20 protein-coding genes are annotated in these 24147 nt (G+C 62.5%); 7 read left to right on the top strand and 13 right to left on the bottom strand.

What is annotated here, in order from left to right; genetic code table 11:
• Positions 1–83: 83 nt before the first annotated feature.
• The 6 genes from xerD to ffh all read right to left on the bottom strand — a co-directional run bounded on the left by xerD (position 84) and on the right by ffh (position 4704).
• On the bottom strand, positions 84–980 hold the full coding sequence (gene xerD / locus QIW53_RS25200; RefSeq protein ID WP_371052273.1) for a site-specific tyrosine recombinase XerD: 897 nt from the start codon (positions 978–980) through the stop codon (positions 84–86).
• 99 nt (positions 981–1079) lie between these two features.
• A complete protein-coding gene (rplS, locus tag QIW53_RS25195) occupies positions 1080–1430 on the bottom strand; it encodes a 50S ribosomal protein L19 (RefSeq protein WP_054593850.1) in 351 nt (116 codons plus the stop codon).
• A 45-nt stretch (positions 1431–1475) separates the two neighbouring features.
• On the bottom strand, positions 1476–2228 hold the full coding sequence (trmD, locus tag QIW53_RS25190; protein WP_371052272.1) for a tRNA (guanosine(37)-N1)-methyltransferase TrmD: 753 nt from the start codon (positions 2226–2228) through the stop codon (positions 1476–1478).
• Positions 2229–2230: 2 nt separating this feature from the next.
• A complete protein-coding gene (rimM, locus tag QIW53_RS25185) occupies positions 2231–2767 on the bottom strand; it encodes a ribosome maturation factor RimM (protein ID WP_371052271.1) in 537 nt (178 codons plus the stop codon).
• 5 nt (positions 2768–2772) lie between these two features.
• Positions 2773–3024, bottom strand: coding sequence for a 30S ribosomal protein S16 (gene rpsP / locus QIW53_RS25180; protein WP_007944872.1), 252 nt, complete (start codon positions 3022–3024; stop codon positions 2773–2775).
• A 297-nt stretch (positions 3025–3321) separates the two neighbouring features.
• Complete coding sequence (ffh, locus tag QIW53_RS25175; protein ID WP_371052270.1) at positions 3322–4704, bottom strand: signal recognition particle protein; 1383 nt, start codon at positions 4702–4704, stop codon at positions 3322–3324.
• A 194-nt stretch (positions 4705–4898) separates the two neighbouring features.
• On the opposite strand from ffh, the gene QIW53_RS25170 reads away from it, so the two are divergent.
• The 3 genes from QIW53_RS25170 (at position 4899) to QIW53_RS25160 (ending at position 8469) form a co-directional block, all read left to right on the top strand.
• Positions 4899–5711, top strand: coding sequence for a cytochrome C assembly family protein (locus tag QIW53_RS25170; RefSeq protein ID WP_371052269.1), 813 nt, complete (start codon positions 4899–4901; stop codon positions 5709–5711).
• Positions 5712–5723: 12 nt separating this feature from the next.
• On the top strand, positions 5724–6959 hold the full coding sequence (locus tag QIW53_RS25165; protein ID WP_371052268.1) for a transporter associated domain-containing protein: 1236 nt from the start codon (positions 5724–5726) through the stop codon (positions 6957–6959).
• Positions 6960–7152: 193 nt separating this feature from the next.
• The gene (locus tag QIW53_RS25160; RefSeq protein WP_371052267.1) at positions 7153–8469 is read left to right on the top strand and encodes an MFS transporter; all 1317 of its coding nucleotides are present in this window, start codon (positions 7153–7155) and stop codon (positions 8467–8469) included.
• Between the two features lie 123 nt (positions 8470–8592).
• Here the strand turns inward: QIW53_RS25160 and purT are convergent, their stop codons facing one another.
• From purT to QIW53_RS25135, 5 genes are all read right to left on the bottom strand, one after another.
• The gene (gene purT, locus QIW53_RS25155; protein ID WP_371052266.1) at positions 8593–9774 is read right to left on the bottom strand and encodes a formate-dependent phosphoribosylglycinamide formyltransferase; all 1182 of its coding nucleotides are present in this window, start codon (positions 9772–9774) and stop codon (positions 8593–8595) included.
• A 98-nt stretch (positions 9775–9872) separates the two neighbouring features.
• A complete protein-coding gene (locus QIW53_RS25150; RefSeq protein WP_371052265.1) occupies positions 9873–10340 on the bottom strand; it encodes a preQ0 transporter in 468 nt (155 codons plus the stop codon).
• Between the two features lie 172 nt (positions 10341–10512).
• On the bottom strand, positions 10513–10728 hold the full coding sequence (locus QIW53_RS25145; protein WP_371052264.1) for a DUF1289 domain-containing protein: 216 nt from the start codon (positions 10726–10728) through the stop codon (positions 10513–10515).
• Entirely contained in the window at positions 10725–11249 is a 525-nt protein-coding gene (locus QIW53_RS25140) for a gamma carbonic anhydrase family protein (RefSeq protein WP_371052263.1), read from the bottom strand. Before QIW53_RS25140 ends, QIW53_RS25145 begins: the two co-directional genes overlap by 4 nt.
• Positions 11250–11315: 66 nt before the next feature.
• Positions 11316–11915, bottom strand: coding sequence for a CoA pyrophosphatase (locus QIW53_RS25135; RefSeq protein ID WP_371052262.1), 600 nt, complete (start codon positions 11913–11915; stop codon positions 11316–11318).
• Between the two features lie 158 nt (positions 11916–12073).
• Here QIW53_RS25135 and QIW53_RS25130 point away from each other — a divergent pair, with 158 nt between their 5' ends.
• The 3 genes from QIW53_RS25130 to QIW53_RS25120 all read left to right on the top strand — a co-directional run bounded on the left by QIW53_RS25130 (position 12074) and on the right by QIW53_RS25120 (position 18039).
• On the top strand, positions 12074–12625 hold the full coding sequence (locus QIW53_RS25130; RefSeq protein WP_371052260.1) for an NUDIX hydrolase: 552 nt from the start codon (positions 12074–12076) through the stop codon (positions 12623–12625).
• 41 nt (positions 12626–12666) lie between these two features.
• Complete coding sequence (locus QIW53_RS25125) at positions 12667–13173, top strand: L,D-transpeptidase family protein (protein WP_371052259.1); 507 nt, start codon at positions 12667–12669, stop codon at positions 13171–13173.
• A 147-nt stretch (positions 13174–13320) separates the two neighbouring features.
• Positions 13321–18039 carry a hypothetical protein gene (locus tag QIW53_RS25120; RefSeq protein ID WP_371052257.1) on the top strand — a complete coding sequence of 1573 codons (4719 nt, stop codon included), beginning with the start codon at positions 13321–13323 and terminating at the stop codon, positions 18037–18039.
• A 97-nt stretch (positions 18040–18136) separates the two neighbouring features.
• Here the strand turns inward: QIW53_RS25120 and QIW53_RS25115 are convergent, their stop codons facing one another.
• A complete protein-coding gene (locus QIW53_RS25115; RefSeq protein WP_371052256.1) occupies positions 18137–18448 on the bottom strand; it encodes an NGG1p interacting factor NIF3 in 312 nt (103 codons plus the stop codon).
• Positions 18449–18452: 4 nt separating this feature from the next.
• The gene (purL, locus tag QIW53_RS25110; RefSeq protein ID WP_371052255.1) at positions 18453–22349 is read right to left on the bottom strand and encodes a phosphoribosylformylglycinamidine synthase; all 3897 of its coding nucleotides are present in this window, start codon (positions 22347–22349) and stop codon (positions 18453–18455) included.
• 274 nt (positions 22350–22623) lie between these two features.
• Here purL and mltF point away from each other — a divergent pair, with 274 nt between their 5' ends.
• The gene (gene mltF, locus QIW53_RS25105) at positions 22624–24084 is read left to right on the top strand and encodes a membrane-bound lytic murein transglycosylase MltF (RefSeq protein WP_371052254.1); all 1461 of its coding nucleotides are present in this window, start codon (positions 22624–22626) and stop codon (positions 24082–24084) included.
• Positions 24085–24147: the final 63 nt, after the last annotated feature.

Genomic DNA, 24147 nt, shown 5'->3' with positions numbered 1-24147 from the left:
TTGGCTGGCGCGACTTCTATTTTATAGCCCCCCCCCACGCGCCGCCCCCCCCCCCCCCCCCCGCTCCCACTGGGGACCAGCGCTCACCCCCGCGGATGATGCCTGGCATGCAGGTCCTGCAACCGCGCGCGGGCGACATGGGTGTAGATCTGCGTGGTCGACAGGTCGCTGTGGCCGAGCAACATCTGCACCACCCGCAAGTCGGCACCGTGATTGAGCAAGTGGGTGGCGAAAGCATGACGCAGGGTGTGCGGTGACAGGGATTTGCCGATCCCGGCGACCTTGGCCTGATGCTTGATGCGGTGCCAGAAGGTCTGGCGGGTCATCTGCTCGCCGCGCAGGCTGGGAAACAACACGTCGCTGGGACGACCGCCCAGCAGTTCGCCACGGCCATCGCGCAGGTAGCGCTCGACCCAGACAATCGCCTCCTCGCCCATGGGCACCAGCCGCTCCTTGCTGCCCTTGCCCATCACCCGCAACACACCCTGGCGCAGGTTGACCTGCTCCAGCGTCAGGCTGATCAGCTCCGTCACCCGCAAACCGCAGGCGTAAAGCACTTCGAGCATGGCACGATCGCGCTGGCCGATGGCTTCGCTCAGGTCCGGCGCCTTCAACAGCGCTTCGACATCCGCTTCCGACAGGGACTTGGGCAACGGCCGGCCCAGTTGCGGCATGTCCACACGCAAGGTCGGATCGACAGCGATCAGCTTCTCCCGCAGCAGATAGCGATAAAAACCCCGCACACCCGAGAGAAAGCGCGCCGTGGAACGCGGCTTGTAGTTCTGCTCCAGGCGCCAGGCCAGGTGATCGAGGATCAACTCGCGACCGGCGTTGATCAGTTCCAGGTTTTTATCCTGCAACCAGCCGTTGAACAGCGCCAGGTCACTGCGATAGGCATCACGGGTATTGTCGGACAGACCTTTCTCCAGCCACAGCGCATCGAGAAACTGGTCTATCAGGGGATGATCAATGGCGGGCATAAAGGCTCAGGCAAAAACCGGCAATACGGTTCGGAACGATAAATCGCGGGCAACAAAAAAGCAGCCCGCAGGCTGCTTTTTTTGCATCGGAAGCTGGACTTAAACCAGTTTTTCCTTGATGCGAGCTGCTTTACCCGACAGGTCGCGCAGGTAGTACAGCTTGGCTTTACGTACGTCACCGCGACGCTTGACAGCCATGCTGTCGATTTGCGGGCTGTAGGTCTGGAAAGTACGCTCTACGCCAACACCGTTGGAGATTTTACGAACGGTGAATGCACTGTTGACGCCGCGGTTACGCTTGGCGATAACAACACCTTCGAACGCTTGCAGACGCGAACGGTCGCCTTCCTTCACTTTCACCTGAACGACAATGGTGTCGCCCGGGGCAAAGGTAGGGATTTCTTTGGTCATCTGCTCTGCTTCGAGTGCAAGGATGATTTTGTTAGTCATGCTGTGCTCCTAAGGTAAATCGTCGGATCTACCATCGATACGTTGTTAACTATCGTCCCGCTCGCGGATGTATTCCTCGAGCAGCTTCTTCTCTTCTCCAGAAAGCGAGCGGCTTTCCAGAAGATCGACGCGTCGTTCATAGGTCCGACCAAGGGACTGCTGTAAACGCCAACGCCGGATGTGCGCGTGATTGCCACTTAGCAACACGTCGGGAACACGCTGATCCGCATACACCTCAGGTCGGGTGTAGTGCGGGCAATCCAGCAGACCGTCCGTAAAGGAATCTTCCTCGGCGGAGTCCGCATGCCCTAAAGCTCCGGGCAGCAGTCGTGTAACCGCATCGATCAGGACCATCGCCGGCAGCTCGCCGCCAGACAGTACATAGTCGCCAATCGACCACTCTTCATCGACATGAGTCTCAATAAAACGCTCGTCAATGCCTTCATAGCGGCCGGCAATCAGGATCAATGCATCCAGATTCGCCAACTCGCGTACCGCCGACTGAGTCAGTTGACGGCCTTGGGGGGACAGGTAAATCACCTTCGCCGCCTCCCCGGCTGCTGCCTTGGCCTGAACCAGAGCATCTTCCAGGGGCTTGATCTTCATCACCATGCCCGGACCACCGCCAAATGGGCGATCATCCACCGTGTGATGTCGATCCGTCGTGTAGTCTCGCGGGTTCCAACAGGTCAGCTGCAACAGCCCCTGTTTCACCGCCCGACTGGTGATGCCGTACTCGCTGATGGCGGAGAACATCTCGGGGAACAGACTGATCACTTCTACGCGCAAGTTAGCCACGCTTAGAAGTCCGCGTCCCAATCCACCTTCATCTCGCCTGCGGCAAGGTCGACAGCCAACACGCATTGCTCGGTATAGGGCAACAGGCGTTCGCGATCATCCAGGCTGCCAGCGCAAGGCTTGACCACCATTACATCATTGGCGCCGGTTTCCAGAAGATGATCGATTTTCCCGAGCAATTGCCCGAGTTGATCAATGACCTTCAGACCTTCCAGCTGGTACCAGTAGTACTCGCCGTCGGTCAATTCAGGGAACAGGTTGCGCGGCACGCAGATCTCGTAACCGGCCAGAAGACGCGCTTCTTCACGATCATCAAGACCCTTGAGCTTTGCGACCAGGAACTTGTCGTTCCCACGTCCGCTGACCAGCTCGACCTGTTTCACACTGCCTTCGCGCTTGAGCGTCCAGGTTTTGTACTGCAACAGGTTTTCAGTTGGATCAGTAAAGGAATACACCTTCACTTCGCCGCGAACGCCATGAACCGAATAAATTTTGCCGATAACGATCAAATCATCAGCAACAGCTGGCGTCGCGTTCATATTGCTCAGGCCGCAGCCTTAGCAGCGTCCTTCAGCAACTGAGCAACACGCTCAGAAGGCTGTGCACCAACGCTCAGCCAGTAGGCTACGCGCTCTTGGTTCACGGACAGACGAACTTCCTGACCACGGGCAACAGGGTTGAAGAAGCCAACCTGTTCCTTGTGCGAACCGTCGCGCGGGTTGCGGCTGTCGGTTACGGTCAAGTGGTAAAACGGGCGCTTTTTGGAGCCGCCAAGGGCAAGACGGATTGTTAGCATGTGAACATCGTTCCTGTAGTCGGTGCTGCAAATCTAAAGGCACAGCGGGCATAGGTGCCCGAAAGGCCGCATATTCTAAGGAATATCCGGACTTTTGCAAATGACTTTTTCCGGCGGTCTATCGGCCGCCATCCAGATTTGCTATAGAGCCGTCGGTGACAACGGCCGGTCAGCTCCCGCCATATGCGGGTTTGCTGGAGATCCCGCTTCCCTGCGGGTCTGCGCCGGTACGACGACCGGTGCGCAATCCAGTGCCTTGTCACGCCAGAATCGAGCGATATTGGCGTGAAAGCGCACTTACATTCTTGGCATGCCACCACCGCCGCCGGGCAACATACCGCCCATGCCGCGCATCATTTTGGCCATGCCGCCTTTCGCGGAAAACTTTTTCATCATCTTCTGCATCTGCTTGTGCTGCTTGATCAAGCGACCGATGTCCTGCACCTGGGTGCCGGAACCCATGGCGATCCGGCGCTTGCGCGAACCGCTGATCAGCTCGGGATCGCGACGCTCGGCCGGGGTCATGGAATTGATGATGGCTTCCATCTGCTTGAACTGCTTCTCTGCCGCACCCTGGGCGTTGCCCATCTGCGCCAGGTTCACGCCGCCCATGTTCGGCAGCTTGTCCATGAGGCCGCCGAGGCCGCCCATGTTCTTCATCTGTTGCAACTGATCACGGAAGTCTTCGAGGTCGAAGCCCTTGCCCTTCTTCAGTTTCTTGGCCAGCTTGTCGGCCTTGTCCTTGTCGAGGGTCGCTTCCGCCTGCTCGATCAGACTGAGCACGTCGCCCATGCCGAGGATGCGCGAAGCGATACGCTCAGGGTGGAACGGCTCGAGCGCTTCGCTCTTCTCGCCCATACCGATGAACTTGATCGGCTTGCCGGTGATGGCACGGACCGACAGCGCGGCACCGCCACGGGCATCGCCGTCGACCTTGGTCAGGACCACACCGGTCAGCGGCAACGCATCGCCGAAGGCCTTGGCCGTATTGGCGGCGTCCTGACCGGTCATGGCGTCGACCACGAACAGGGTCTCGACCGGGTTGACCGCGGCGTGCAGCGCCTTGATCTCGCCCATCATCTCTTCGTCGACGTGCAGGCGACCGGCGGTATCGACGATGACCACGTCGATGAATTTCAGCCGTGCTTCCTTGATGGCCGCCTGGGCGATGTCCACCGGCTTCTGGCTCAGGTCGGACGGGAAGAACGTCACGCCGATGTCGTTGGCCAGAGTTTCCAGTTGCTTGATCGCCGCCGGACGGTACACGTCCGCCGACACGACCATCACCGACTTCTTCTTGCGTTCTTTAAGGAAGCGCGCAAGCTTGCCGGCCGTGGTGGTTTTACCAGCACCCTGCAAACCGGCCATCAGGACGATGGCGGGTGGAACGGCGCTCAGGTTCAAGTCTTCGTTGGCCGCGCCCATCAGGCTTTCGAGTTCGGCCTGGACGATCTTCACGAAGGCCTGGCCCGGCGTCAGGCTGCGCGACACTTCAGTGCCGACGGCGCGTTCCTTGACCGAGTTGACGAAATCCTTCACCACCGGCAAGGCGACGTCGGCTTCGAGCAGCGCCATGCGCACTTCGCGCAGGGTGTCTTTGATGTTGTCCTCGGTCAGCTTGGCCTTGCCGGTGACATGGCGCAGCGTCTGCGAGAGACGGTCGGTTAGGTTTTCAAACATTGCGCGATCCTTTCAGGCCCTGTGTGGACCGGGATAATGGCGGCCCAGAGCGGAAAAACAGGTGCTCGGCGAGCTGGCGGCGTGGGCAGGTCGCGGATTATAGCGAAGACTGCGTCTGGCGCACACCTCGCACTTTCGTGCCGTGGGGGTTCTATGCCAAACTCAGCGCCTTTCGGGCTTGCCTAACAGGATTTATGCTCCCCTTGTCACCCAGTTTGCTCACCACGCTCGCCGCCGCCTGCTTGTATGCCGCTGCGACCATTTATCAGGGCACTCGCCTGGCCTCCGGCGCCAAGGCGAACAAGCGCCTGCTGGTCACGCTCGGCGTACTGGCGGTCCTGGCGCACAGTGCCAGTCTGTTCACCCACCTGCTGACGCCGATCGGCCTGGGCCTGGACTTTTTCAGCGCCGCCAGCCTGATCGCTGCCGCCGTCATCGCCCTGACCCTGCTGGCCTGTTCGCGAATCCCCGTGGAGAACCTGCTGATCCTGCTGTTCCCGCTGGGCGCCGCGACCGTGCTGCTGGCCCAGTTCGCACCTGCCGGCACGGTGCAGATCATCGACGAAGAGCCGGGCATCCTCGCCCACATCCTGTTGTCGATCCTCGCCTACGGCATGTTCACCATCGCGGTGTTCCAGTCACTGTTGCTGCTGCTTCAGGACCATCAGCTCAAGCACAAGCACCCGTCCGGGCTGATCAAGAACTTCCCGCCGCTGCAAACCATGGAAAGCCTGCTGTTCGGCTTCCTCTGGGCCGGCTGGACGCTGTTGTCGCTGTCACTGATTTCCGGATGGCTGTTCGTCGACAACCTGTTCGCCCAGCACCTGGTGCACAAGACCCTGCTGGCGTGCCTGGCCTGGATCGTCTTCAGCGTGCTGCTGTGGGGCCGTAACCGCCTCGGCTGGCGCGGGCACAAGGCCATTCGCTGGACCCTGGCCGGCTTCTGCCTGCTGATGCTGGCGTATTTCGGCAGCAAACTGGTCCGCGAATACATCCTGCATATCTGACAGGCGGCATTAATGGACGACTTGCCCATAGGACCGATGCTCGCCGTGGTGGCCCTGCTGATTTTATGGTCGGGGCTGTTCACCGCCATCGAGGCCGCGCAACAGCATGTGCTGGCCCAGCGCACGGCCTCGCGCTCCGGCGACAAGCCGCTGGCGAAACTGAGTTTCCCGCTGTCCAGCCTGATCTTCTGCAATACCCTGTGCCGCGCACTGGTGGTGGTCATCAGCACCCTGCTGGCGATTTTCACCTGGACCGAGAACGGTCCGTGGGCCGCCTGCCTGGTGGCGGGGGCGTTGCTGCTGGTGTTCGCCGACTACCTGCCCCGCGCCCTCGCCGCCCGTTATCCGGATGCCGTGCTGTCCCTGGGCAATACCCTGCTCGGCGTGCCCCTGAAAATCATCTACCCCGCCGCCTGGCTGCTGGATGGCCTCAGCCAGTTGCTGACCCGACCCTTTGCCCGAAAGGTCCGGGTGGTGCAGCAGAGCGAGGACGAAACGCCGGCCGACCGCCACGATGACCCGCAAGGCCCGGTCTGCCGTCCACACCCGTTGCCGGGCATTCATGCGCTGGACAACATTACCGTCAATGACATCCTGGTGCCGCGCAGCGATGTCGACGGGATCAACCTGGACGACTCCATCGAAGAGATCGTCGAGCAATTGCGGGCCAACCGGCGCACACGCCTGCCGGTGTTTCACAGTGACATCAACCAGGTCGAGGCGGTGCTCAACACTCGCCAGATCCGCCACCTGCTGGCCGAGGGCAACCTGACCCGCGAAGCCCTGCTGGCCGCCAGCTACGACCCGTATTTCGTCCCGGAGAGCACGCCACTGCAGTTGCAATTGCTGAACTTCCACAAGCAGCAACGGCGCCTGGGCATGGTGGTCGACGAGTACGGCGAGGTGCTCGGCATCGTCACCCTGGAAGACATCCTCGAGGAAATCGTCGGCGAATTCGAAAGCCAGCACAGCCTGCACAACCCGCACATCCATCCACAGGCCGACGGACGCCTGGTGATCGATGGCGCGGCGACCCTGCGCGAGCTGAACAAGAGCCTCGGCTGGCACCTGCCCAGCGACGGCCCGAAAACCCTCAACGGGCTGGTGACCGAGGCGCTGGAGACGATTCCGGACAGCCCGGTGTGCCTGAAGATCGGGCGTTACCGGCTGGAGATCCTGGAAACCGAAGACAATCGCGTGACCCGCGTGCTGATCTGGCTCACCAGCTCGGTTCCCGTCACCCAATAACCCTCGCCGACCCAGCCCCGGCGCGCAGCGGTTGGCCCTTGTTCAATCGTTAGCCACCTTCCTATAATCGCAACACGCTTACCCAAGCCCCGCCCCACCCGTGCTACCCGCACTGCGCTGCAAACCCACATCCCTGGGTGTTCGAACATAATAATTCGCTCCACTGGAGCACAAGACTGTCAGGGACAACCGCATGACAACCAGCACGACTTACAGCGAAACCACGCCTGAACAACCGACGAACTCTGCCACCCGGGTGGCGACCGCGAGTTTCATCGGCACTGCCATCGAGTTCTACGACTTTTATGTGTACGCCACCGCAGCAGCGCTGGTGATCGGCCCGGTGTTCTTCCCGCAGACTTCCGGCACCGCGCAGATGCTCTCGGCGTTTCTGACCTTCGGCATCGCGTTTCTGGCACGGCCTCTCGGCTCAGCGCTGTTCGGCCACTTCGGTGACCGCATCGGGCGCAAATCGACACTGGTCGCTTCATTGCTGCTGATGGGCATCTGTACCACCTTGATCGGCGTACTGCCCGGTTACGACAGCATTGGCGCCTGGGCACCGATTCTGCTCTGCGTATTGCGCTTCGGTCAGGGCCTGGGATTGGGCGGCGAATGGGGCGGTGCGGCGCTGCTGGCAACGGAAAATGCGCCCAAGGGCAAACGCGCCTGGTTCGGCATGTTTCCCCAGCTTGGGCCTTCGATTGGTTTTCTCGCTGCCAACGGTCTGTTTCTCTGTCTGGCCATGGGCCTGGATGACGAGCAATTCCGTTCCTGGGGCTGGCGGATTCCCTTCCTGCTCAGCGCCGCGCTGGTGATGGTCGGCCTGTACGTGCGGCTGAAACTGCATGAGACCCCGGTGTTCGCCAACGCCATGGCGCGCCAGGAACGGGTGAAGCTGCCGCTGGTCGAGCTGTTCAGCCAATACTGGGCGCCGGTGTTGCTGGGGGCCGGATCGATGGTGGTGTGCTACGCGCTGTTCTATATCTCGACCGTGTTTTCACTGAGCTATGGCGTGTCGACGCTGGGTTACACCCGCGAAACCTTCCTCGGCCTGCTGTGCTTCGCCGTGCTGTTCATGGCCGCCGCCACCCCGCTGTCGGCCTGGGCCAGCGACCGTTATGGGCGCAAACCGATCCTGGTCATCGGTGGCGTGCTGGCAGTTCTGTCCGGATTCCTGATGGAGCCGCTGCTGACCCAGGGTTCGACCTGGGGCGTGGCGCTGTTCCTGTGCATCGAACTGTTTCTGATGGGCGTGACCTTCGCGCCGATGGGCGCCCTGCTGCCGGAGCTGTTTCCGACACACGTGCGGTACACCGGTGCATCGGCGGCCTACAACCTGGGCGGCATTGTCGGCGCCTCGGCGGCACCGTTCTTCGCGCAGAAGCTGGTAGCGATGGGCGGGCTGAGTTATGTCGGTGGGTACGTGTCGGGAGCGGCGGTGCTGAGCCTGATCGCCGTGCTGTGCCTGAAGGAGACGCGCAATAACGATCTGAATCGGGTGGTTTGAAGACCCAACCCCCTGTAGGAGCGACCATGCTCGCGATGGACCTGAGGGCGCCGCTGGGTATCAGGCACCCCGCGTCATCGTTGACGTCCATCGCGAGCATGCTCGCTCCTACAGGTACAGCGGTTATAGCTCGACTTTGACCGCCTGCGCCGCACGGGTCGCCTTGGCCCGGGCCGCTTCGATCGACTCGTCCCGCGCCAGGGCCACGCCCATGCGGCGCTGGCCGTTCACTTCAGGCTTGCCGAACAGGCGCAGTGCGGTGTCCGGTTCGCTCAAGGCGGCGCCCAGGTTGGCGAACGCGGTCTGGGTCGACTGGCCTTCCACCAGGATCACCGCCGAAGCCGATGGCCCGAACTGACGGATCAACGGAATCGGCAGGCCGAGAATGGCGCGCGCGTGCAGGGCGAACTGCGACAGGTCCTGGGAAATCAGGGTCACCAGACCCGTGTCATGCGGGCGCGGCGAGACTTCGCTGAACCACACCTGATCGCCCTTGATGAACAACTCGACACCAAACATCCCGCGACCGCCCAGTGCTTCGGTAACCGCTTTGGCAACGCGCTCGGATTCGGCCAGGGCCATCGGGCTCATGGCCTGTGGCTGCCAGGACTCCTGGTAGTCGCCTTTTTCCTGGCGGTGACCCACCGGCGCGCAGAACGTGGTGCCACCGACATGGCGCACGGTCAGCAAGGTGATTTCGTAATCGAAATCGATGAAGCCTTCGATGATGACCCGGCCCTTGCCGGCACGACCGCCTTCCTGGGCGTAATCCCACGCGGCTTTCACGTCATCGGCGCTGCGCAGCAGGCTCTGGCCTTTGCCCGAGGAGCTCATGACCGGCTTGACCACACACGGGAAACCCAGGTCCTCGACGGCTTTGCTGTAGTCCTCGAAGGTGTCGGCGAAGTGGTACGGCGAAGTCGGCAGGTCCAGCTCTTCGGCGGCCAGGCGACGGATGCCTTCACGGTTCATGGTCAGTTGCGCGGCACGCGCGGTCGGCACCACGGTGAAACCTTCGGCTTCCAGTTCGACCAGGGTCGCGGTGGCGATGGCTTCGATTTCCGGCACGATGAAGTGCGGCTTCTCGGCCTCGATCACGGCACGCAGGGCGGCGCCGTCGAGCATGTTGATCACGTGGCTGCGATGGGCAACCTGCATGGCCGGTGCGTTGGCGTAACGATCCACGGCAATCACTTCAACGCCCAGGCGCTGCAGCTCGATCACCACTTCCTTGCCCAACTCACCACAGCCACACATCAATACGCGGGTCGCGGTTGGCGACAATGGAGTTCCGATACGGGTCATCTCAGGTCCTCAAAGGAGCGGATCAGCGAGAAAGGCGCCCCGGCGCGCTTCTCACGGGAAGAAAGCGCGGCATTTTACATGAACCTGAGCGTTTGGCTTCAGCTGGCGACGGTCTGTTTGCGCATGCGCCAGGCCATGATCAGCCAGACCGCCGTCACCCCGGCGAACTTCGACCCCATGGCCGTGAGGATAACGGCCGGGGTGAACGCATCGATCATGCCGAAGAAGATGAAGGTATCGAGTGGAATGCTCAGCGCCGAACTTATCCACAGGCGGTCGTGCAGCGGACGCCGGGTAAGGGTGAACACCAGCCAGTCGATGCACTCCGAGACGGCGAAGGCGGTGGCGCTGGCCAGGGCGATGGAGGGGTCGGAGGTGACGTACGACAGCACCAGCGCCACCAGCATGGCCACGATGGCACCATGACCGAAACGGATCTGCACCATGTCCCGCAACACGAACACCAGGCCGCCCCAGGCCGACCAGATAACGTCCAGGTGGGGCGCGGTGGAAAAGGCGTAGTTGATCAGCACGACGCTGCTGATGTAGGCGATGAGGAAAAGCATGTTAGGCGGGGTATCACCTGAAGAGCGGGTGTGCAGGTTACTTCACCGAAGGTCTCAGGCCAATATCAGCAGTGGTTGTACTGGCCTCTTCGCGAGCAAGCCCGCTCCCACAGGGGTCTGCTGCGAACACAGTCCTCTCTGTGGGAGCGGGCTTGCTCGCGAAGGCGACCTGTCAGGCGCCGGAATTCCCAGGGATCATCCACAGCAGCCCGCTGGACTTGGCCCGTTCATGGCACAGGCCGAGCACCTTGCGCCTTTGGTCGTTGTCCATCCGGCTCCAGCCGGTGATTTCCTGCACGGTGCGCTGGCAGCCGGTGCAGATGTCATCGTCGTCCAGCGCACAGATGTTCACGCAGGGCGAGCGGACCGGCCGTTCGGGAGTGGTCATTGTTCCTGCTCGACCAGGTCGCGGGCATAACGCTGGGAGTTATGCACATAGTGAGCGGCGCTGGCCTCGAGCATTTTCTTCTGCGCTTCGGTCAACTCGCGCACCACCTTGCCCGGCGAGCCCATGACCAGCGAACCGTCCGGAATTTCCTTGCCTTCGCCAATCAGCGAGTTGGCGCCGATGATGCAGTGCTTGCCAATCTTCGCGCCGTTGAGAATCACCGCATTGATGCCGATCAGGCTGTAATCGCCCACCGTGCAACCGTGGAGCATGGCGTTGTGGCCGATGGTGACGCCGGTGCCGAGGGTCAGCGGGTAGCCCATGTCGGTGTGCATCACGGTGCCGTCCTGGACGTTGCTGTTCTTGCCGATCAGGATCAGTTCGTTGTCGCCACGCAGCACGGCGTTGAACCAGACGTTGGCCCCCTCCTCCAGCTTGACCTTGCCGACCAGCACGGCATTGGGTGCGACCCAGCTTTGCGGATGGGTTTCGACGCGGGCGTCGCCCAGGCGATATTTCATGGTGATGTCCTCGGGGCTCAGGCAGGCCCGCTTGCAAAAGCACGGTTCGGGGGCCAGTCGATGGCTTCAGGTATTGATGAAACTCTTGGGCGGTTGATGCAGGCTGATGCGGGCGTCATACAGCAGGTTGATCAGCTCGACGATCATGATCGCCGTCAGCCCCCAGATCTTGTATTCGCCGTAACGATAACTGGGCACGTACCAACTGCGACCCTGATAATCGATGCGATGGGTATGCTCGCGGGGATCTTCGCGGAAAAACTCCAGAGGCACACTGAACACCGCAGCGATCTCGGCATCGTTGGCCTGGTACTCGACGAAATCCGGAATCACCCCCACATAGGGCGTGACCTTGATGCCGTGCAGGGAGATCAGCGGGCTCAACGGGCCAATCACCTCGACCAGCCCCGGTGGCAAGCCGATTTCCTCCTCGGCTTCGCGCAGGGCAGTGAAAATCAGGTCCGGGTCTTCGGGGTCGCGCCGCCCGCCGGGAAAGGCCACTTCGCCACCATGGGTCGAGAGCCCGCTGGCACGCAGGGTCAGAACCAGTTCCGGTTCGTCGCTGCGGGTGATGGGCACCAGAACCGCGGCCTCAGGGAAACGCTTGTCGGTCTCCAGTGTGCGGGGAATATGGTTGCTTACTCGATGCAGTAGCTCGTCCAGCATGAGTCTTCTCGATCTGTTCTCTACCGCGCATCATGCACCAATCGCACCGACCGCCCAACCCCCGAACCGCCGCGTGTCGCTAAACGACAACTTGCCGACAGGCACCGCCGCACGCCAAGATGCACGCAAAGATCGACGCGGCACCCAGGAACCCGAGCATGAAATTTTGCAGCCACTGCGGCCAGCCCGTGACCCAGCGCATTCCCGAAGGCGATTCGCGCCTGCGCTTCGTGTGCGACAGCTGTCAGACGATTCACTACCAGAACCCCAATATCGTCGCCGGCACCGTGCCGACCTGGGGCTCGAAAGTGTTATTGTGCCGACGCGCCATCGAGCCACGCCTGGGCTACTGGACCCTGCCCGCCGGTTTCATGGAAAACGGAGAGACCATCGAGCAGGCGGCCATTCGCGAAACGGCCGAAGAAGCCTGCGCGCGAGTGCGCAACCTGAGCATCTACACCTTGATCGATGTGCCGCACATCAGCCAGGTGCACGTGTTCTTCCGGGCCGAACTGGCGGACCTGGATTTTTCCGCCGGCCCCGAGAGCCTGGAAGTGGCGCTGTTCGAGGAAGCCGAGATCCCGTGGTCGGAGCTGGCGTTCCGCACGGTGGGACGGACCCTGGAATGCTTCTTCGCCGACCGGCGGACCGAGGTCTACCCGGTGCGGTCGGAGTCGATCCCGCCGCTGGTTCAACCGGCCATCACCTGAAAACATCACACTGTCTGCGTCACTTCTGGGGAATTGTTTCAATGCGCTGGTTGCTTGCCCTGTTCTGCCTGTCGTTCGTTGCAATGTCCCAGGCTTCGGCCGTGGGCACCTATGACGGCAAAGTCATCGAGAAAGTGCTGGTTCTCAAATCCGCCCATCAATTGCAGTTGATCAACGACGGCAAGCCGCTCAAGACCTATCGCATCTCGCTGGGCAAGGGCGCAAAAAAAGGCCCGAAACTGATAGAAGGCGACAAACGCACGCCGGAAGGTTTCTATTGGCTGGACTGGCGCAAGACCAGCGAAAAATTCAACCTGTCGATGCACATCTCCTACCCGAACATCACTGACTCGGCCCGCGCCCGGCGTGAAGGCGTCGATCCCGGAGGGATGATCATGCTCCACGGTACGCCGGACTCCGAAGAGAACCCGGAAGCCCTGTTCCATACCCTGGACTGGACCGACGGCTGCATCGCTCTGCGCAACGTCGACATGCGCGAAGTGTGGAGCCTGGTGCCGGACGGCACGATGATCGAAATCCGCCCGTAACGCCCCTCCTTCAAGGCTTCCCACCGACCGGCCGGAAGCCTGGGACACCGCTGGATACACTCGCGACAACTATGTACCGCTGATCGTCAGCGCCGTCTGTACACACTCATTCGATAACTATCCCGATTCTTCAAAAGGATTTTGATCATGAATGACGTGTCTGCTCATGACGGCCGCGCCGCTTCACCGCCGCAAAAAACCAGGCTGCCGACACTGAGCCCCGGGTTCCTGACCGAAGAGGACGCCGCACGCTGGGTGCAGAGCCGTATTCCGGCCAACTCCGAGCGCGAGCATGGCAGTGTCATCCTCAAGCGCGCCGGCCATTTCCTGGCCACCGAGCCGGTGCCCGGCGAAGTGAACCGCTTTGACCTGCGCACCCTTCTTGAGGTGGATGCCCAGGGCAACTACCTCCATCCGTCGGGTTACACCTGTGTCGCCAATGTCCATTCCCATCCGCCCGCCCACGACAAGGTCCGCGAAGCCAACCCGGGACAGGATGAACTGACCCTGCGGCTGTTCCTCGGGTTCTTCTCCGACATCGATTTCGTCGCTGACGTGTCGGAGCGGACCTTCTTCAGCAGCGCCTATCTCTGCGGCCCCGACGGTTCTCTGCTGAAATATTCACCCAGCGGTTCCAGGGAAGAATTCAGCTACTACCTCTGGCTCAAGGCCGGTGCGCCCCGGGATAACCCTATAGGCGTCTACGGAGTGGCCAATGTCATCCGCAAAATCGCCGCGCTGGGTGAGTTGGCGGTGATCGTGTCGAACAAGGACTGGGGTGAATCCGTCGGCAAGGTGCCGACGGACTGGAAACCCGGCCGGGCTTTCTCAAAGGGCGTGATCAGTCAAATGCCAGCGCTGACGCGCATTTGCATCAGCGCCGAGCATGCGGTGCTGGCGGCCTTGAAAGCCAGGGATGCGCATGCCTGGGGGCTGGTGCTCAGGGACCCGTCAGCCCAGGCGTACGTCGCAACACAGGCGCGACTCCCCGGACGCGCGGCCTGGACGCCGGCAGCGTTTTTCCCCGCCGGCGATGACGGCCAATTGAAGCTGCCGGCCGGTTATCGCCTGGAAGGCTTCTACTATGCGTCCCGGCCCGACCCGGCGTTGTATCCCCCTCGTCAACCCTGGCTCTACGAAAACTTCTTCGCGCCACAGGACATGGCCCTGGCCATCGCCTGCCACCGGGAGAAACGGCGCGACGCCGACAGCCCATTGTCGCTGTACATGCAGGCCGGAGATGCCTCGCTGTTGAAATACAGCTTCAGTGGCTCGGCCCTCGAATCGGCACTCAGCTCGACAGCCGCCGACGGCGCCATCAGCGACGGTGGCCGGCACGCACGGATGCGCGCCGGGGCGCTGACGCCCGCCGAGTTCGTCAGCGAAGTGGCACAGGCCGGGCGACTGGAGGTGGTGCGAACCAGCGCATTGTGGGCCCGACCGGGACGGCTGGATCGCGACTGGCAATCCTTCGCCGGTTTTTCCTGGCCGATACTGAGCCCGGTGTTTCTGGCCGCCGACGACGCCGCCCGTTACCTGCATCGTCAGATCGGCCACCGTCGGGATCGTCAGTTTGCCGGCTACATCTTTCAACGCAGCGACCAGCGCTTCGTCGCGACGCTGGCGCTGGAAGGCGGCATCGAAGCCCTCGCCACCGGCCAGCTCTACCCCCGCGACAATGCGGGCCGGTCGGTATTTCCCGACAACCTGACGCTGCACAGCCGTTACGTGTCGCACCCCACGCTGTCAGTGCTCGACCCGGAGAAGGTGCACAGGCTGAAATGGACCCGGCAGGAGGCCGCCTTGAGCCTGCAAATGTTCAGCGTCGAAGAGATGCGCCAAGTGCTGCTGGACGGGCTGCCGCTGTACCTCTCCGGCTCCGCCCGTACCCTGTTGCGCTTCGAGCCTTTCGAAACCGCTTCCACCCGAGCGTTTGAAAAGCGGGTGGGCACCCATAAGCATCCCGGACCGCTGACGGTGGAGCTGGAAACCGGCCTGACCCTGCCCCATGCGTTCATCAAGGAACAGGCCGCTGCCGGGCGCCTGACCGTGGTGCTGAACAGCGACTTGTGGGGCCCTCGTGGACCCGTGACGTCCGATTGGTCACCCGCCTACTCGCCGTGGAAGTGGAAGCGTCCCGAACAGGTCGCCTTTGGCGCGGTGTTCTCCACTGCCGATGAGGCCGCCACCGACCAGCACGACCGCGATGAGCGCCTGCACGAGCAGGAAAAAGCCTGGTTCGGTTTTATCCTCAAGCACAAGGACCGGGAAGAGTATGTCGCCAGCGAATTGATACCGATTGGCGAGGCCAGGAACGACGTGTTCCAGCCGCAAAGCCTGTTCGGTGTGACCAAGACCCCGCCGTGGTACAGCTTCCCGGAGGGCTTCGTGCGCCATGCCTTCTTCTACTCGCGTCAGCGCCTCAAGCACTCGCTGGAGCAACCGGCCTCCTGGCTGTCGCAACACTTCATCCTGCCCGACGATCTCTATCCAGCGGTCTACTACTCACGGCGTCGACAGGCCTCCGAGTCCGCCGACCCCATCGCGTTGTACATGTCGACCCAGGATGGCGCCCTGTTGAAATTCGACAATCGCCAGGGCAACCAACTGTTCGACAACGATGCGCCGGGCCTGGGGCTGGATGATTTCAAGAGCCTGCTGACCAGCGGAAAAATGCAGCCTGACGCTTTTGTCCGCACCGTCACCCAGCAAGGCGGGCTGCACGTGATGCGCACCAGCCTGTGCTGGGACAGGCCCGGGCCGGTCGATCCGCACTGGCGCCCGTTCAGCAACCTGCAGCGCCGCTGGCTCAGCCCCGCCTTCAAGAACATGGATGACGCGGCGGTCTACGCCCGCTCCCGACTCCCCGACGAGGCCGGCAAGATCTTTGGCGGCCTGCTGCTGATCCGCCCGGACGGGCTCTACCTGAGCACCGATCCGGTCGAAGTGGCCAGCGAGGACTTCGACATCGGTGCCATTAACCCCGCACAGAGCGTGCTGCAGGGGTTGTTTCCCGACGGATGCAAAGTGGCGGGCCGCTACCGCTCGCGGGTGGCGCGCGAGCCGTCTATGGTGCTGTCGCACCTGCAGAAGCAGACCTGGCTGAACCTGCCGTCGGTCAACACCCTGTTCACGGCCTTCAACCGCAAGAGAATTCCGGCACCCCAGGCCGATCCACTGCTCGAGGAATACCTGTTCGGTCCGCAAAACGCGATCATCCGCTACCGCAGCGGCCGATTGAGCGACCTGCAGGCGCAATTGAAGCGCGTGGTGCAAAGCGTCTCGGGCGATGCCTCAAAACTGGATGGCAACGCCGTCAGGCAACTGCTGTACAGCGGCGCGCTCAAGCCCGGCGACTGGTGCGATTGCCTGGCCGGCACCGGGGATCTGTACGTGGTGAGCGGCAGCCGCTTCTGGGGCCAGCGGCGCAAGGTGACCGAGTGGCAGCCCTACCCCGCTGTCCCCACGCAACCCGCCAAAGCCCGCGTCGCCCCCCTGTGCAGTCCGCTGTTCATTCAGGAGAACGACGCCGCGCGCCACGTTCACGAAGCGGCGGGCGAGCGAGCTTCCGCGACCTTCGGGGTGATGCTCTGGGGCGCCCGGGACGGTTTGTATTACGCCAGTCTGCCGCTGGAGATGGATTTTTCAGCGCTCGCCACCGACCGTGTTCTTGTGCAAGGTGCACCCCCTGCCCAGTATGCCGTGCACGCGCTGTATGCCTGCGCCCGCCGCTCGCCCGCTGGAGAACAGACGCCTGAGTGCCGGCAGTTCCTGTTCTCGCCACTGGATGTTCACCACCTGTGTTCGGCGGCCTACACGCCGCAGGGCTACCGGTTGATCTACCTGTCCTGCGCCGATGGCGCGCTGCTGCGATTCGCCATGAGCAGCTTTGAACCCGGCGAATTTCACGATGCCAGGGGCCAATCGGACCTGCGGCCCAACCTGTTCGCCTCCAAAGCCCAGGCGATGCAGGACGAGGAAGACCTTTCGCGAGACACCGTCAACCTGCCGGACTACATCCGGCGCATGGCCCGTGCCGGCGAACTCCACGTCATCGTCACCAGCGCGTATTGGTCGCGGCATGGCCGGGTTGACGAAAACTGGCAGCCACGCATGGCTGACGTGCTGATTCAGGAACGCTGGAGGGCCGATCCAAAGCCACCGCTGGGGCCGGTCTTCGATCACTGCGACGATGCGGCCCGCCATATCCAGCAACGTGCGGGCAGCGGTTATGCCCATGATATCGATCAGGGGTTCGACAGCGCGATCCTCGCCCGCCCGGCCTCACCCGCCGGGATTGCCAGGCGCTTCGTTCCCCTCGACCCCCTGAGCAGCAGCGCCAGCGCAGAGCATTCGGTCAATCGAATCTTCCGCCCAAGGCATGATCCTTCCAGGACGCTGGTCGATCGCTACCCCACCTATCCCCAGGGATACGAGCCGGTGGCCTCGCATCAGTTGCATCTGTCCGGCAACACCACGCACGCGCCGGACAGCGAACAGGTCTACGCCAACTTCGCCTCCCCGCTCATGGTGCGCGAACGGACCCATGACCTGAAAAACCAGGGTTTCGATATCCGCCACTATTACTACTCAAGCCCTCACGACGTACTGATCAGGTACAGCCCGCAATACACAGGCGCCGAAAGGGACCTGCTGTCCACCACGCCGGTGGTGTTCGAAGGGGGCCGATGGGTGACGCGACTGACGCCTGAGGCGTTCATCTCGAAGCTGGTCGAACTGGGGGATTTTCGGGTGCTGATCGCCGGACATTACTGGCGCCAGGTCGGGCCCATGGGCAAACAGTGGAAGCAGCAGCGTCAGCAGACACCCCGCCCAGGCATCGTGCACACCCGCGACGAACTCTGACGTCAGCGCTGAACGGCCATGGCCTGGCTGATCGAGAGGCGTAAAAAAACCCGCTGGCCCTGATGGCCCAGCGGGTTTTCATGACAAGCAGGCAGGATCAGAAATCCTCCAGCCGCCACACTTCATAAGCCGGTGTCTCGTAGGGGTGGCTGAGCTTCAGCGCGGCAACCGCCGCCACAATCAACTCATCCGCCACCGCCAGCTCAACCTTCCATTCATCCAGCACTTCAACCTGACCCAGTTGCCCGATGGTCGGCTGGCTGCCGTCCAGCGCGCGGAACTGGCCCTGGCCCAGCACTTGCCAGGCGCAGAGGTCGTAGTCGCCGATGCGCCCGCCGCCGGCGTCGAAGACGGCGGTTTTCACCGTCTCGACGTGGCTGTCGGGCACAAAGAAGGCGAGCTTGTACACCGCCTCAGTTCACCCAGACGCGCGCGTTACGGAACATGCGCATCCACGGTGCATCTTCGTTCCAGTCGTCCGAACGCCAGGAGTTCTGCACCGTACGGAACACACGCTCCGGGTGCGGCATCATGATCGTGACGCGACCGTCGCGACTGGTCAGGCCGGTGATCCCGCGCGGCGAGCCGTTCGGGTTGGCCGGGTAGGTCTCGGTGACCTTGCCGTGGTTGTCGACGAAACGCAGCGCCACGCAACCGGACAGGTCGGCTTCCAGCAGTGCCTCCTCGCTTTCGAACTCGGCATGGCCTTCACCGTGGGCGATGGCGATCGGCATGCGCGAACCGGCCATGCCTTGCAGGAAGATCGAGTTCGACTCCTGAACCTGAACCATTGCCACGCGGGCTTCGAACTGCTCGGAACGGTTACGCACGAAGTGCGGCCAGAACTCGCTGCCCGGGATCAGTTCGTGCAGGTTGGACATCATCTGGCAACCGTTGCACACGCCGAGGGTAAAGCTGTCGTTACGCTCGAAGAAACCCTGGAACGCATCGCGGGCGCGGCTGTTGAACAGCGCGGACTTGGCCCAGCCTTCACCGGCACCCAGCACGTCGCCGTAGGAGAAACCACCGCACGCCACCAGGCCCTTGAACTCGTTCAGGTCGACACGGCCGGCGAGGATATCGCTCATGTGCACGTCGATCGCGTTGAAACCGGCGCGGTCGAACGCGGCCGCCATCTCCACCTGACCGTTGACGCCCTGCTCACGCAGCACGGCAACCTGTGGGCGCACGCCTTTCTTGATGTAAGGCGCGGCGACGTCCTGGTTCACGTCGTAGCTGAGCTTGAAGTTCAGGCCCGGATTGTCTTCTTCCAGCAGGACATCGAACTCCTGATCGGCGCAGTCGGCGTTGTCGCGCAGGCGCTGGATCTGGAAGCTGGTCTCGGCCCACTGGCGTTGCAGCAGACGACGCTGGCCTTCGAACACGGTTTCACCGTTGAAGGTGATGTTGATCTGGCCGTTGTTGATCGGCTGGCCGATCACCGACACGCAATCGTCCAGGCCGGCGGCGCTGAACTGGGCGAGGATGTCCGGTGTGGCGTCCTGGCGAACCTGGATCACCGCACCCAGCTCTTCGTTGAACAGGATTGCGGCGATGTCGGCAGCGCTGTCCGCCAGGCTGTCGAGGTTGAGGTTCAGGCCGCAGTGACCGGCGAAGGCCATTTCCACGACGCTGGTCAGCAGGCCGCCGTCGGAGCGGTCGTGGTAGGCCAGCAGGTGACCGTCGGCGTTGAGGCCCTGGATCACCGCGAAGAAGGCTTTCAGGTCCTCAGCGTCATCGACGTCCGGTGCCTGCTTGCCGAGCTTGCCGTGAACCTGGGCGAGGATCGAGGCGCCCATGCGGTTCTGGCCACGGCCAAGGTCGACCAGGATCAGGTCGGTGGTGCCCTTGTCCATGCGCAGTTGCGGGGTCAGGGTCTGGCGAATGTCGGCCACTGGCGCGAAACCGGTGACGATCAGGGACATCGGCGAGGTGACGGTCTTGTCTTCACCCTTGTCGTTCCAGCGGGTGGCCATTGACATCGAGTCCTTGCCGACCGGAATGGTGATGCCCAGCTCCGGGCACAGCTCCATGCCCACGGCCTTGACGGTGTCGTACAGACGCGCGTCTTCGCCCGGGTGGCCGGCAGCGGACATCCAGTTCGCCGACAGCTTGATGTCGGAGAGCTTGTTGATGCGCGAAGCGGCAATGTTGGTCAGGGTTTCGCCGATGGCCATGCGGCCCGACGCCGGCGCGTCCAGCAGTGCCAGCGGAGTACGCTCGCCCATCGCCATGGCTTCACCGGTGTAGACGTCGAAGCTGGTGGCGGTGACGGCCACGTCGGCTACGGGCACCTGCCACGGACCGACCATCTGGTCACGAGCCACGAGGCCGGTGATGGTGCGGTCGCCGATGGTGATCAGGAAGCTCTTGCTGGCCACGGCCGGGTGGTGCAGGACGCGCTCGATGCTCTCGGCAATGTCCAGGGTCGACGGGTCGAAGTCATCACCCAGTTCGGCTTCGCGCACCACCGAACGGTGCATGCGCGGGGCCTTGCCCAGCAGCACTTCCAGCGGCATGTCCACCGGGTTGTTGCCAAAATGGCTATCCGTGACGGTCAGTTGCGGCTCGGCGGTCGCTTCGCCGACCACGGCGAACGGGCAACGCTCGCGTTCGCAGATCGCCTGGAAGCGCTCGAAGTCCGCCGGGCCGACCGCCAGGACGTAACGCTCCTGGGATTCGTTGCTCCAGATTTCGTGCGGGGCCATGCCCGGCTCGTCGTTTGGAATGTTGCGCAGTTCGAAACGGCCACCGCGGTCGCCGTCGTTGACCAGTTCCGGGAAGGCGTTGGACAGGCCGCCCGCGCCCACGTCATGGATGAAGCTGATCGGGTTCTGGTCACCCAGTTGCCAGCAACGGTCGATGACTTCCTGGCAGCGACGCTCCATTTCCGGGTTTTCGCGCTGTACCGAAGCGAAATCCAGGTCCGCCGAGCTGGTGCCGGTGGCCATGGAGGAAGCGGCACCGCCGCCCAGGCCGATCAGCATGGCCGGGCCACCGAGCACGATCAGCTTGGAGCCGACGACGATTTCGCCTTTCTGGACGTGTTCTTCACGGATGTTGCCCATGCCACCGGCCAGCATGATCGGCTTGTGGTAACCGCGCACTTCGTCGCCGTGGGGGGTGCTGATCGACTGCTCGAAGGTACGGAAGTAGCCGGTCAGGGCCGGACGCCCGAATTCGTTGTTGAACGCCGCGCCGCCCAGCGGGCCTTCGATCATGATGTCCAGCGCGGTGACGATGCGCTCGGGCTTGCCATACGGCACTTCCCACGGCTGTTCGAAGCCAGGGATCTGCAGGTTGGAGACGGTGAAACCGGTCAGGCCGGCCTTTGGCTTGGCACCACGACCGGTTGCGCCTTCGTCGCGGATCTCGCCACCGGAACCGGTGGAAGCACCCGGGAACGGGGCAATCGCGGTCGGGTGGTTGTGGGTCTCGACCTTCATCAGGATGTGCACCGGCTCCTGCACCGCACCGTACTGGCGGGTCTCAGGGTCCGGGAAGAAACGGCCCGCCACGTTGCCGACGATCACCGAAGCGTTGTCCTTGTAAGCGGACAGCACGCCTTCGCTGTGCATCTGGTAGGTGTTCTTGATCATGCCGAACAGGCTTTTTTCCTGGCTCTGACCGTCGATGTCCCAACTGGCGTTGAAGATCTTGTGGCGGCAGTGCTCGGAGTTCGCCTGGGCGAACATCATCAGTTCGATGTCGTGCGGGTTGCGCTTCAAGCCGACGAAGGCGTTGACCAGGTAGTCGATCTCGTCTTCGGCCAAGGCCAGGCCCAGCTCGACGTTGGCTGTCTCCAGCGCGGCGCGACCGCCACCCAGCACGTCGATCGCGGTCAGCGGCTTGGGTTCGGCGTGGCTGAACAGGCCGGCGGCCTGCTCCAGGTCGCCGAGGACGATCTGGGTCATGCGGTCGTGCAGCACGTCGGCGATCAGTTGCGCCTCAGCGTCGCTGAACTGGCCGGCGACGTAGAACGCAATGCCACGCTCCAGGCGCTGGATCTTGCTCAGGCCACAGTTGCGGGCGATATCGCTGGCTTTGCTGGACCACGGCGAGATGGTGCCGAAACGCGGCAATACCAGGAACAGCCGACCGCTCGGCTCCTGTACCGGAACGCTTGGGCCGTACTTCAGAAGGCGCGCGAGCACCTGCTGTTCGTCGCCGGTCAGGACGCCGGTAACTTCGGCGAAGTGAGCGAATTCAGCGTACAGGCCACTGACAGCCGGAACCTTCTGGCTCAGTTGCTCAAGGAGTTTGCTGTGGCGAAAGGCAGAAAGGGCAGGAGCGCCGCGCAGGATCAACATCTTCGGGACAGCCTCGGGAAGGGGTGTGCTTTGAGGCCGTGCATTCTAGCCTAAACCGCCCGCGACATCACCCGAAACGGTACACACGGTCGTCCCGGGACGCCGAGCCGTTTTTTTGCGCCGCAAACAGCGCTGCGCCCCGGGTTATTTTTACTGTCACAAATTGCCGTCAGGGCCCATTCCTGCGGGCTCCAGAGGGGTTTCCCCCGCTCTAGCAGACACGGCCCTCGCTGTCGATATATGGCGCTCGTGGTCCTTTGCGTATACTGCGCAGATGTTTTCCCCAACGGCTTTGCGTCCGCGATACGCCAAATGGCTGATCGCAACCGGACTCTTCCTGGTGCTCAGTGGCTGTGTTGATAAACCCAACACGCTCGAGCGCGTAAAGGAGGACGGCGTGCTGCGGGTGGTCACCCGAAACAGCCCCGCCACCTACTTTCAGGATCGCAACGGTGAAACCGGCTTCGAATACGAGCTGGTGAAGCGCTTCGCCGACGATCTGGGGGTCGAGCTGAAGATCGAAACCGCCGACAACCTCGACGACCTGTTCGACCAGGTGGGCAAGCCCAATGGTCCGGTGATCGCCGCCGCCGGCCTGGTCAGCAGCGAACAACGCAGGAAACAGGTGCGTTTTTCCCACTCCTACCTCGAAGTCACCCCGCAGGTCATCTACCGCAACGGCCAGTCGCGGCCGACCGATGCCAAGGATCTGGTCGGCAAGAAGATCATGGTGCTCAAGGGCAGCACCCACGCCGGACAACTGGCGGAACTGAAGCAGAAATTTCCCGGCATCGAATACGAAGAGTCCGACGCGGTGGAAGTCGTCGACCTGCTGCGCATGGTCGATGAAGGCCAGATCGACCTGACGCTGGTCGACTCCAACGAAGTGGCGATGAACCAGGTCTATTTCACCAATATCCGGGTCGCCTTCGACCTGGGTGACGCCAGCGACCAGAGCTGGGCGGTGGCGGCCGGCGAAGACAACAGCCTGCTCAACGAGATCAACGCCTACCTCGACAAGGTCAAGAAAAACGGCACCCTGCAACGGCTCAAGGACCGTTACTACGGGCATGTCGACGTACTCGGCTACATGGGCGCGACCACCTTTGCCCAGCACTTGCAGCAACGATTGCCCAAGTACGAGCAACATTTCAAGAATTACGCGAAAAAGGAAAAGGTCGACTGGCGCCTGCTGGCGGCCATCGGTTACCAGGAATCGCTGTGGCAACCGACCGTCACCTCGAAGACCGGCGTGCGTGGCCTGATGATGCTGACCCAGAACACCGCGCAGGCCATGGGTGTGTCCAATCGACTGGACCCCAAGCAGAGCATCATGGGCGGCGCCAAGTACCTGGCCTACATGAAGGATCAACTGGACGAATCGATCCAGGAACCGGATCGCACCTGGTTTGCCCTGGCGGCCTACAACGTCGGCAGCGGTCACCTGGATGACGCGCGCAAGCTGGCGGCCAAGGAAGGGCTGAACCCGGACAAGTGGCTGGACGTGAAGAAGATCCTGCCGCGCCTGTCGCAGAAGCAGTGGTACAGCAAGACCCGCTACGGCTATGCCCGGGGCGGCGAACCGGTGCACTTCGTGGCGAACATCCGCCGCTACTACGACATCCTGACCTGGGTCACGCAGCCGCAGCTTGAAGGCAATCAGGTCGCCGAGGGCAACCTGCACGTCCCGGCCATCGACAAGAGCAAGCCGGCGCAGGAAACACCGCCGCTTTAAAAGACACCATCACATCAAGTGTGGGAGCGGGCTTGCTCGCGAATGCGTCGTGTCAGTCGACAT

Source organism: Pseudomonas fluorescens, from assembly GCF_041354075.1.
GTDB classification, from domain to species: domain Bacteria; phylum Pseudomonadota; class Gammaproteobacteria; order Pseudomonadales; family Pseudomonadaceae; genus Aquipseudomonas; species Aquipseudomonas fluorescens_CE.
The sequence above is the reverse complement of the archived record's forward strand: the minus strand, read 5'-3'. Positions and strand labels throughout refer to the sequence as shown.

What these genes read in the sequence shown, in the direction of transcription:
- xerD (WP_371052273.1), bottom strand. Translation starts at nt 980, where the DNA reads ATGCCCGCCATTGATCATCCCCTGATAGACCAGTTTCTCGATGCGCTG.
- rplS (WP_054593850.1), bottom strand. Translation starts at nt 1,430, where the DNA reads ATGACTAACAAAATCATCCTTGCACTCGAAGCAGAGCAGATGACCAAA.
- rimM (WP_371052271.1), bottom strand. Translation starts at nt 2,767, where the DNA reads ATGAACGCGACGCCAGCTGTTGCTGATGATTTGATCGTTATCGGCAAA.
- rpsP (WP_007944872.1), bottom strand. Translation starts at nt 3,024, where the DNA reads ATGCTAACAATCCGTCTTGCCCTTGGCGGCTCCAAAAAGCGCCCGTTT.
- ffh (WP_371052270.1), bottom strand. Translation starts at nt 4,704, where the DNA reads ATGTTTGAAAACCTAACCGACCGTCTCTCGCAGACGCTGCGCCATGTC.
- QIW53_RS25170 (WP_371052269.1), top strand. Translation starts at nt 4,899, where the DNA reads ATGCTCCCCTTGTCACCCAGTTTGCTCACCACGCTCGCCGCCGCCTGC.
- QIW53_RS25165 (WP_371052268.1), top strand. Translation starts at nt 5,724, where the DNA reads ATGGACGACTTGCCCATAGGACCGATGCTCGCCGTGGTGGCCCTGCTG.
- QIW53_RS25160 (WP_371052267.1), top strand. Translation starts at nt 7,153, where the DNA reads ATGACAACCAGCACGACTTACAGCGAAACCACGCCTGAACAACCGACG.
- purT (WP_371052266.1), bottom strand. Translation starts at nt 9,774, where the DNA reads ATGACCCGTATCGGAACTCCATTGTCGCCAACCGCGACCCGCGTATTG.
- QIW53_RS25150 (WP_371052265.1), bottom strand. Translation starts at nt 10,340, where the DNA reads ATGCTTTTCCTCATCGCCTACATCAGCAGCGTCGTGCTGATCAACTAC.
- QIW53_RS25145 (WP_371052264.1), bottom strand. Translation starts at nt 10,728, where the DNA reads ATGACCACTCCCGAACGGCCGGTCCGCTCGCCCTGCGTGAACATCTGT.
- QIW53_RS25140 (WP_371052263.1), bottom strand. Translation starts at nt 11,249, where the DNA reads ATGAAATATCGCCTGGGCGACGCCCGCGTCGAAACCCATCCGCAAAGC.
- QIW53_RS25135 (WP_371052262.1), bottom strand. Translation starts at nt 11,915, where the DNA reads ATGCTGGACGAGCTACTGCATCGAGTAAGCAACCATATTCCCCGCACA.
- QIW53_RS25130 (WP_371052260.1), top strand. Translation starts at nt 12,074, where the DNA reads ATGAAATTTTGCAGCCACTGCGGCCAGCCCGTGACCCAGCGCATTCCC.
- QIW53_RS25125 (WP_371052259.1), top strand. Translation starts at nt 12,667, where the DNA reads ATGCGCTGGTTGCTTGCCCTGTTCTGCCTGTCGTTCGTTGCAATGTCC.
- QIW53_RS25120 (WP_371052257.1), top strand. Translation starts at nt 13,321, where the DNA reads ATGAATGACGTGTCTGCTCATGACGGCCGCGCCGCTTCACCGCCGCAA.
- purL (WP_371052255.1), bottom strand. Translation starts at nt 22,349, where the DNA reads ATGTTGATCCTGCGCGGCGCTCCTGCCCTTTCTGCCTTTCGCCACAGC.
- mltF (WP_371052254.1), top strand. Translation starts at nt 22,624, where the DNA reads ATGTTTTCCCCAACGGCTTTGCGTCCGCGATACGCCAAATGGCTGATC.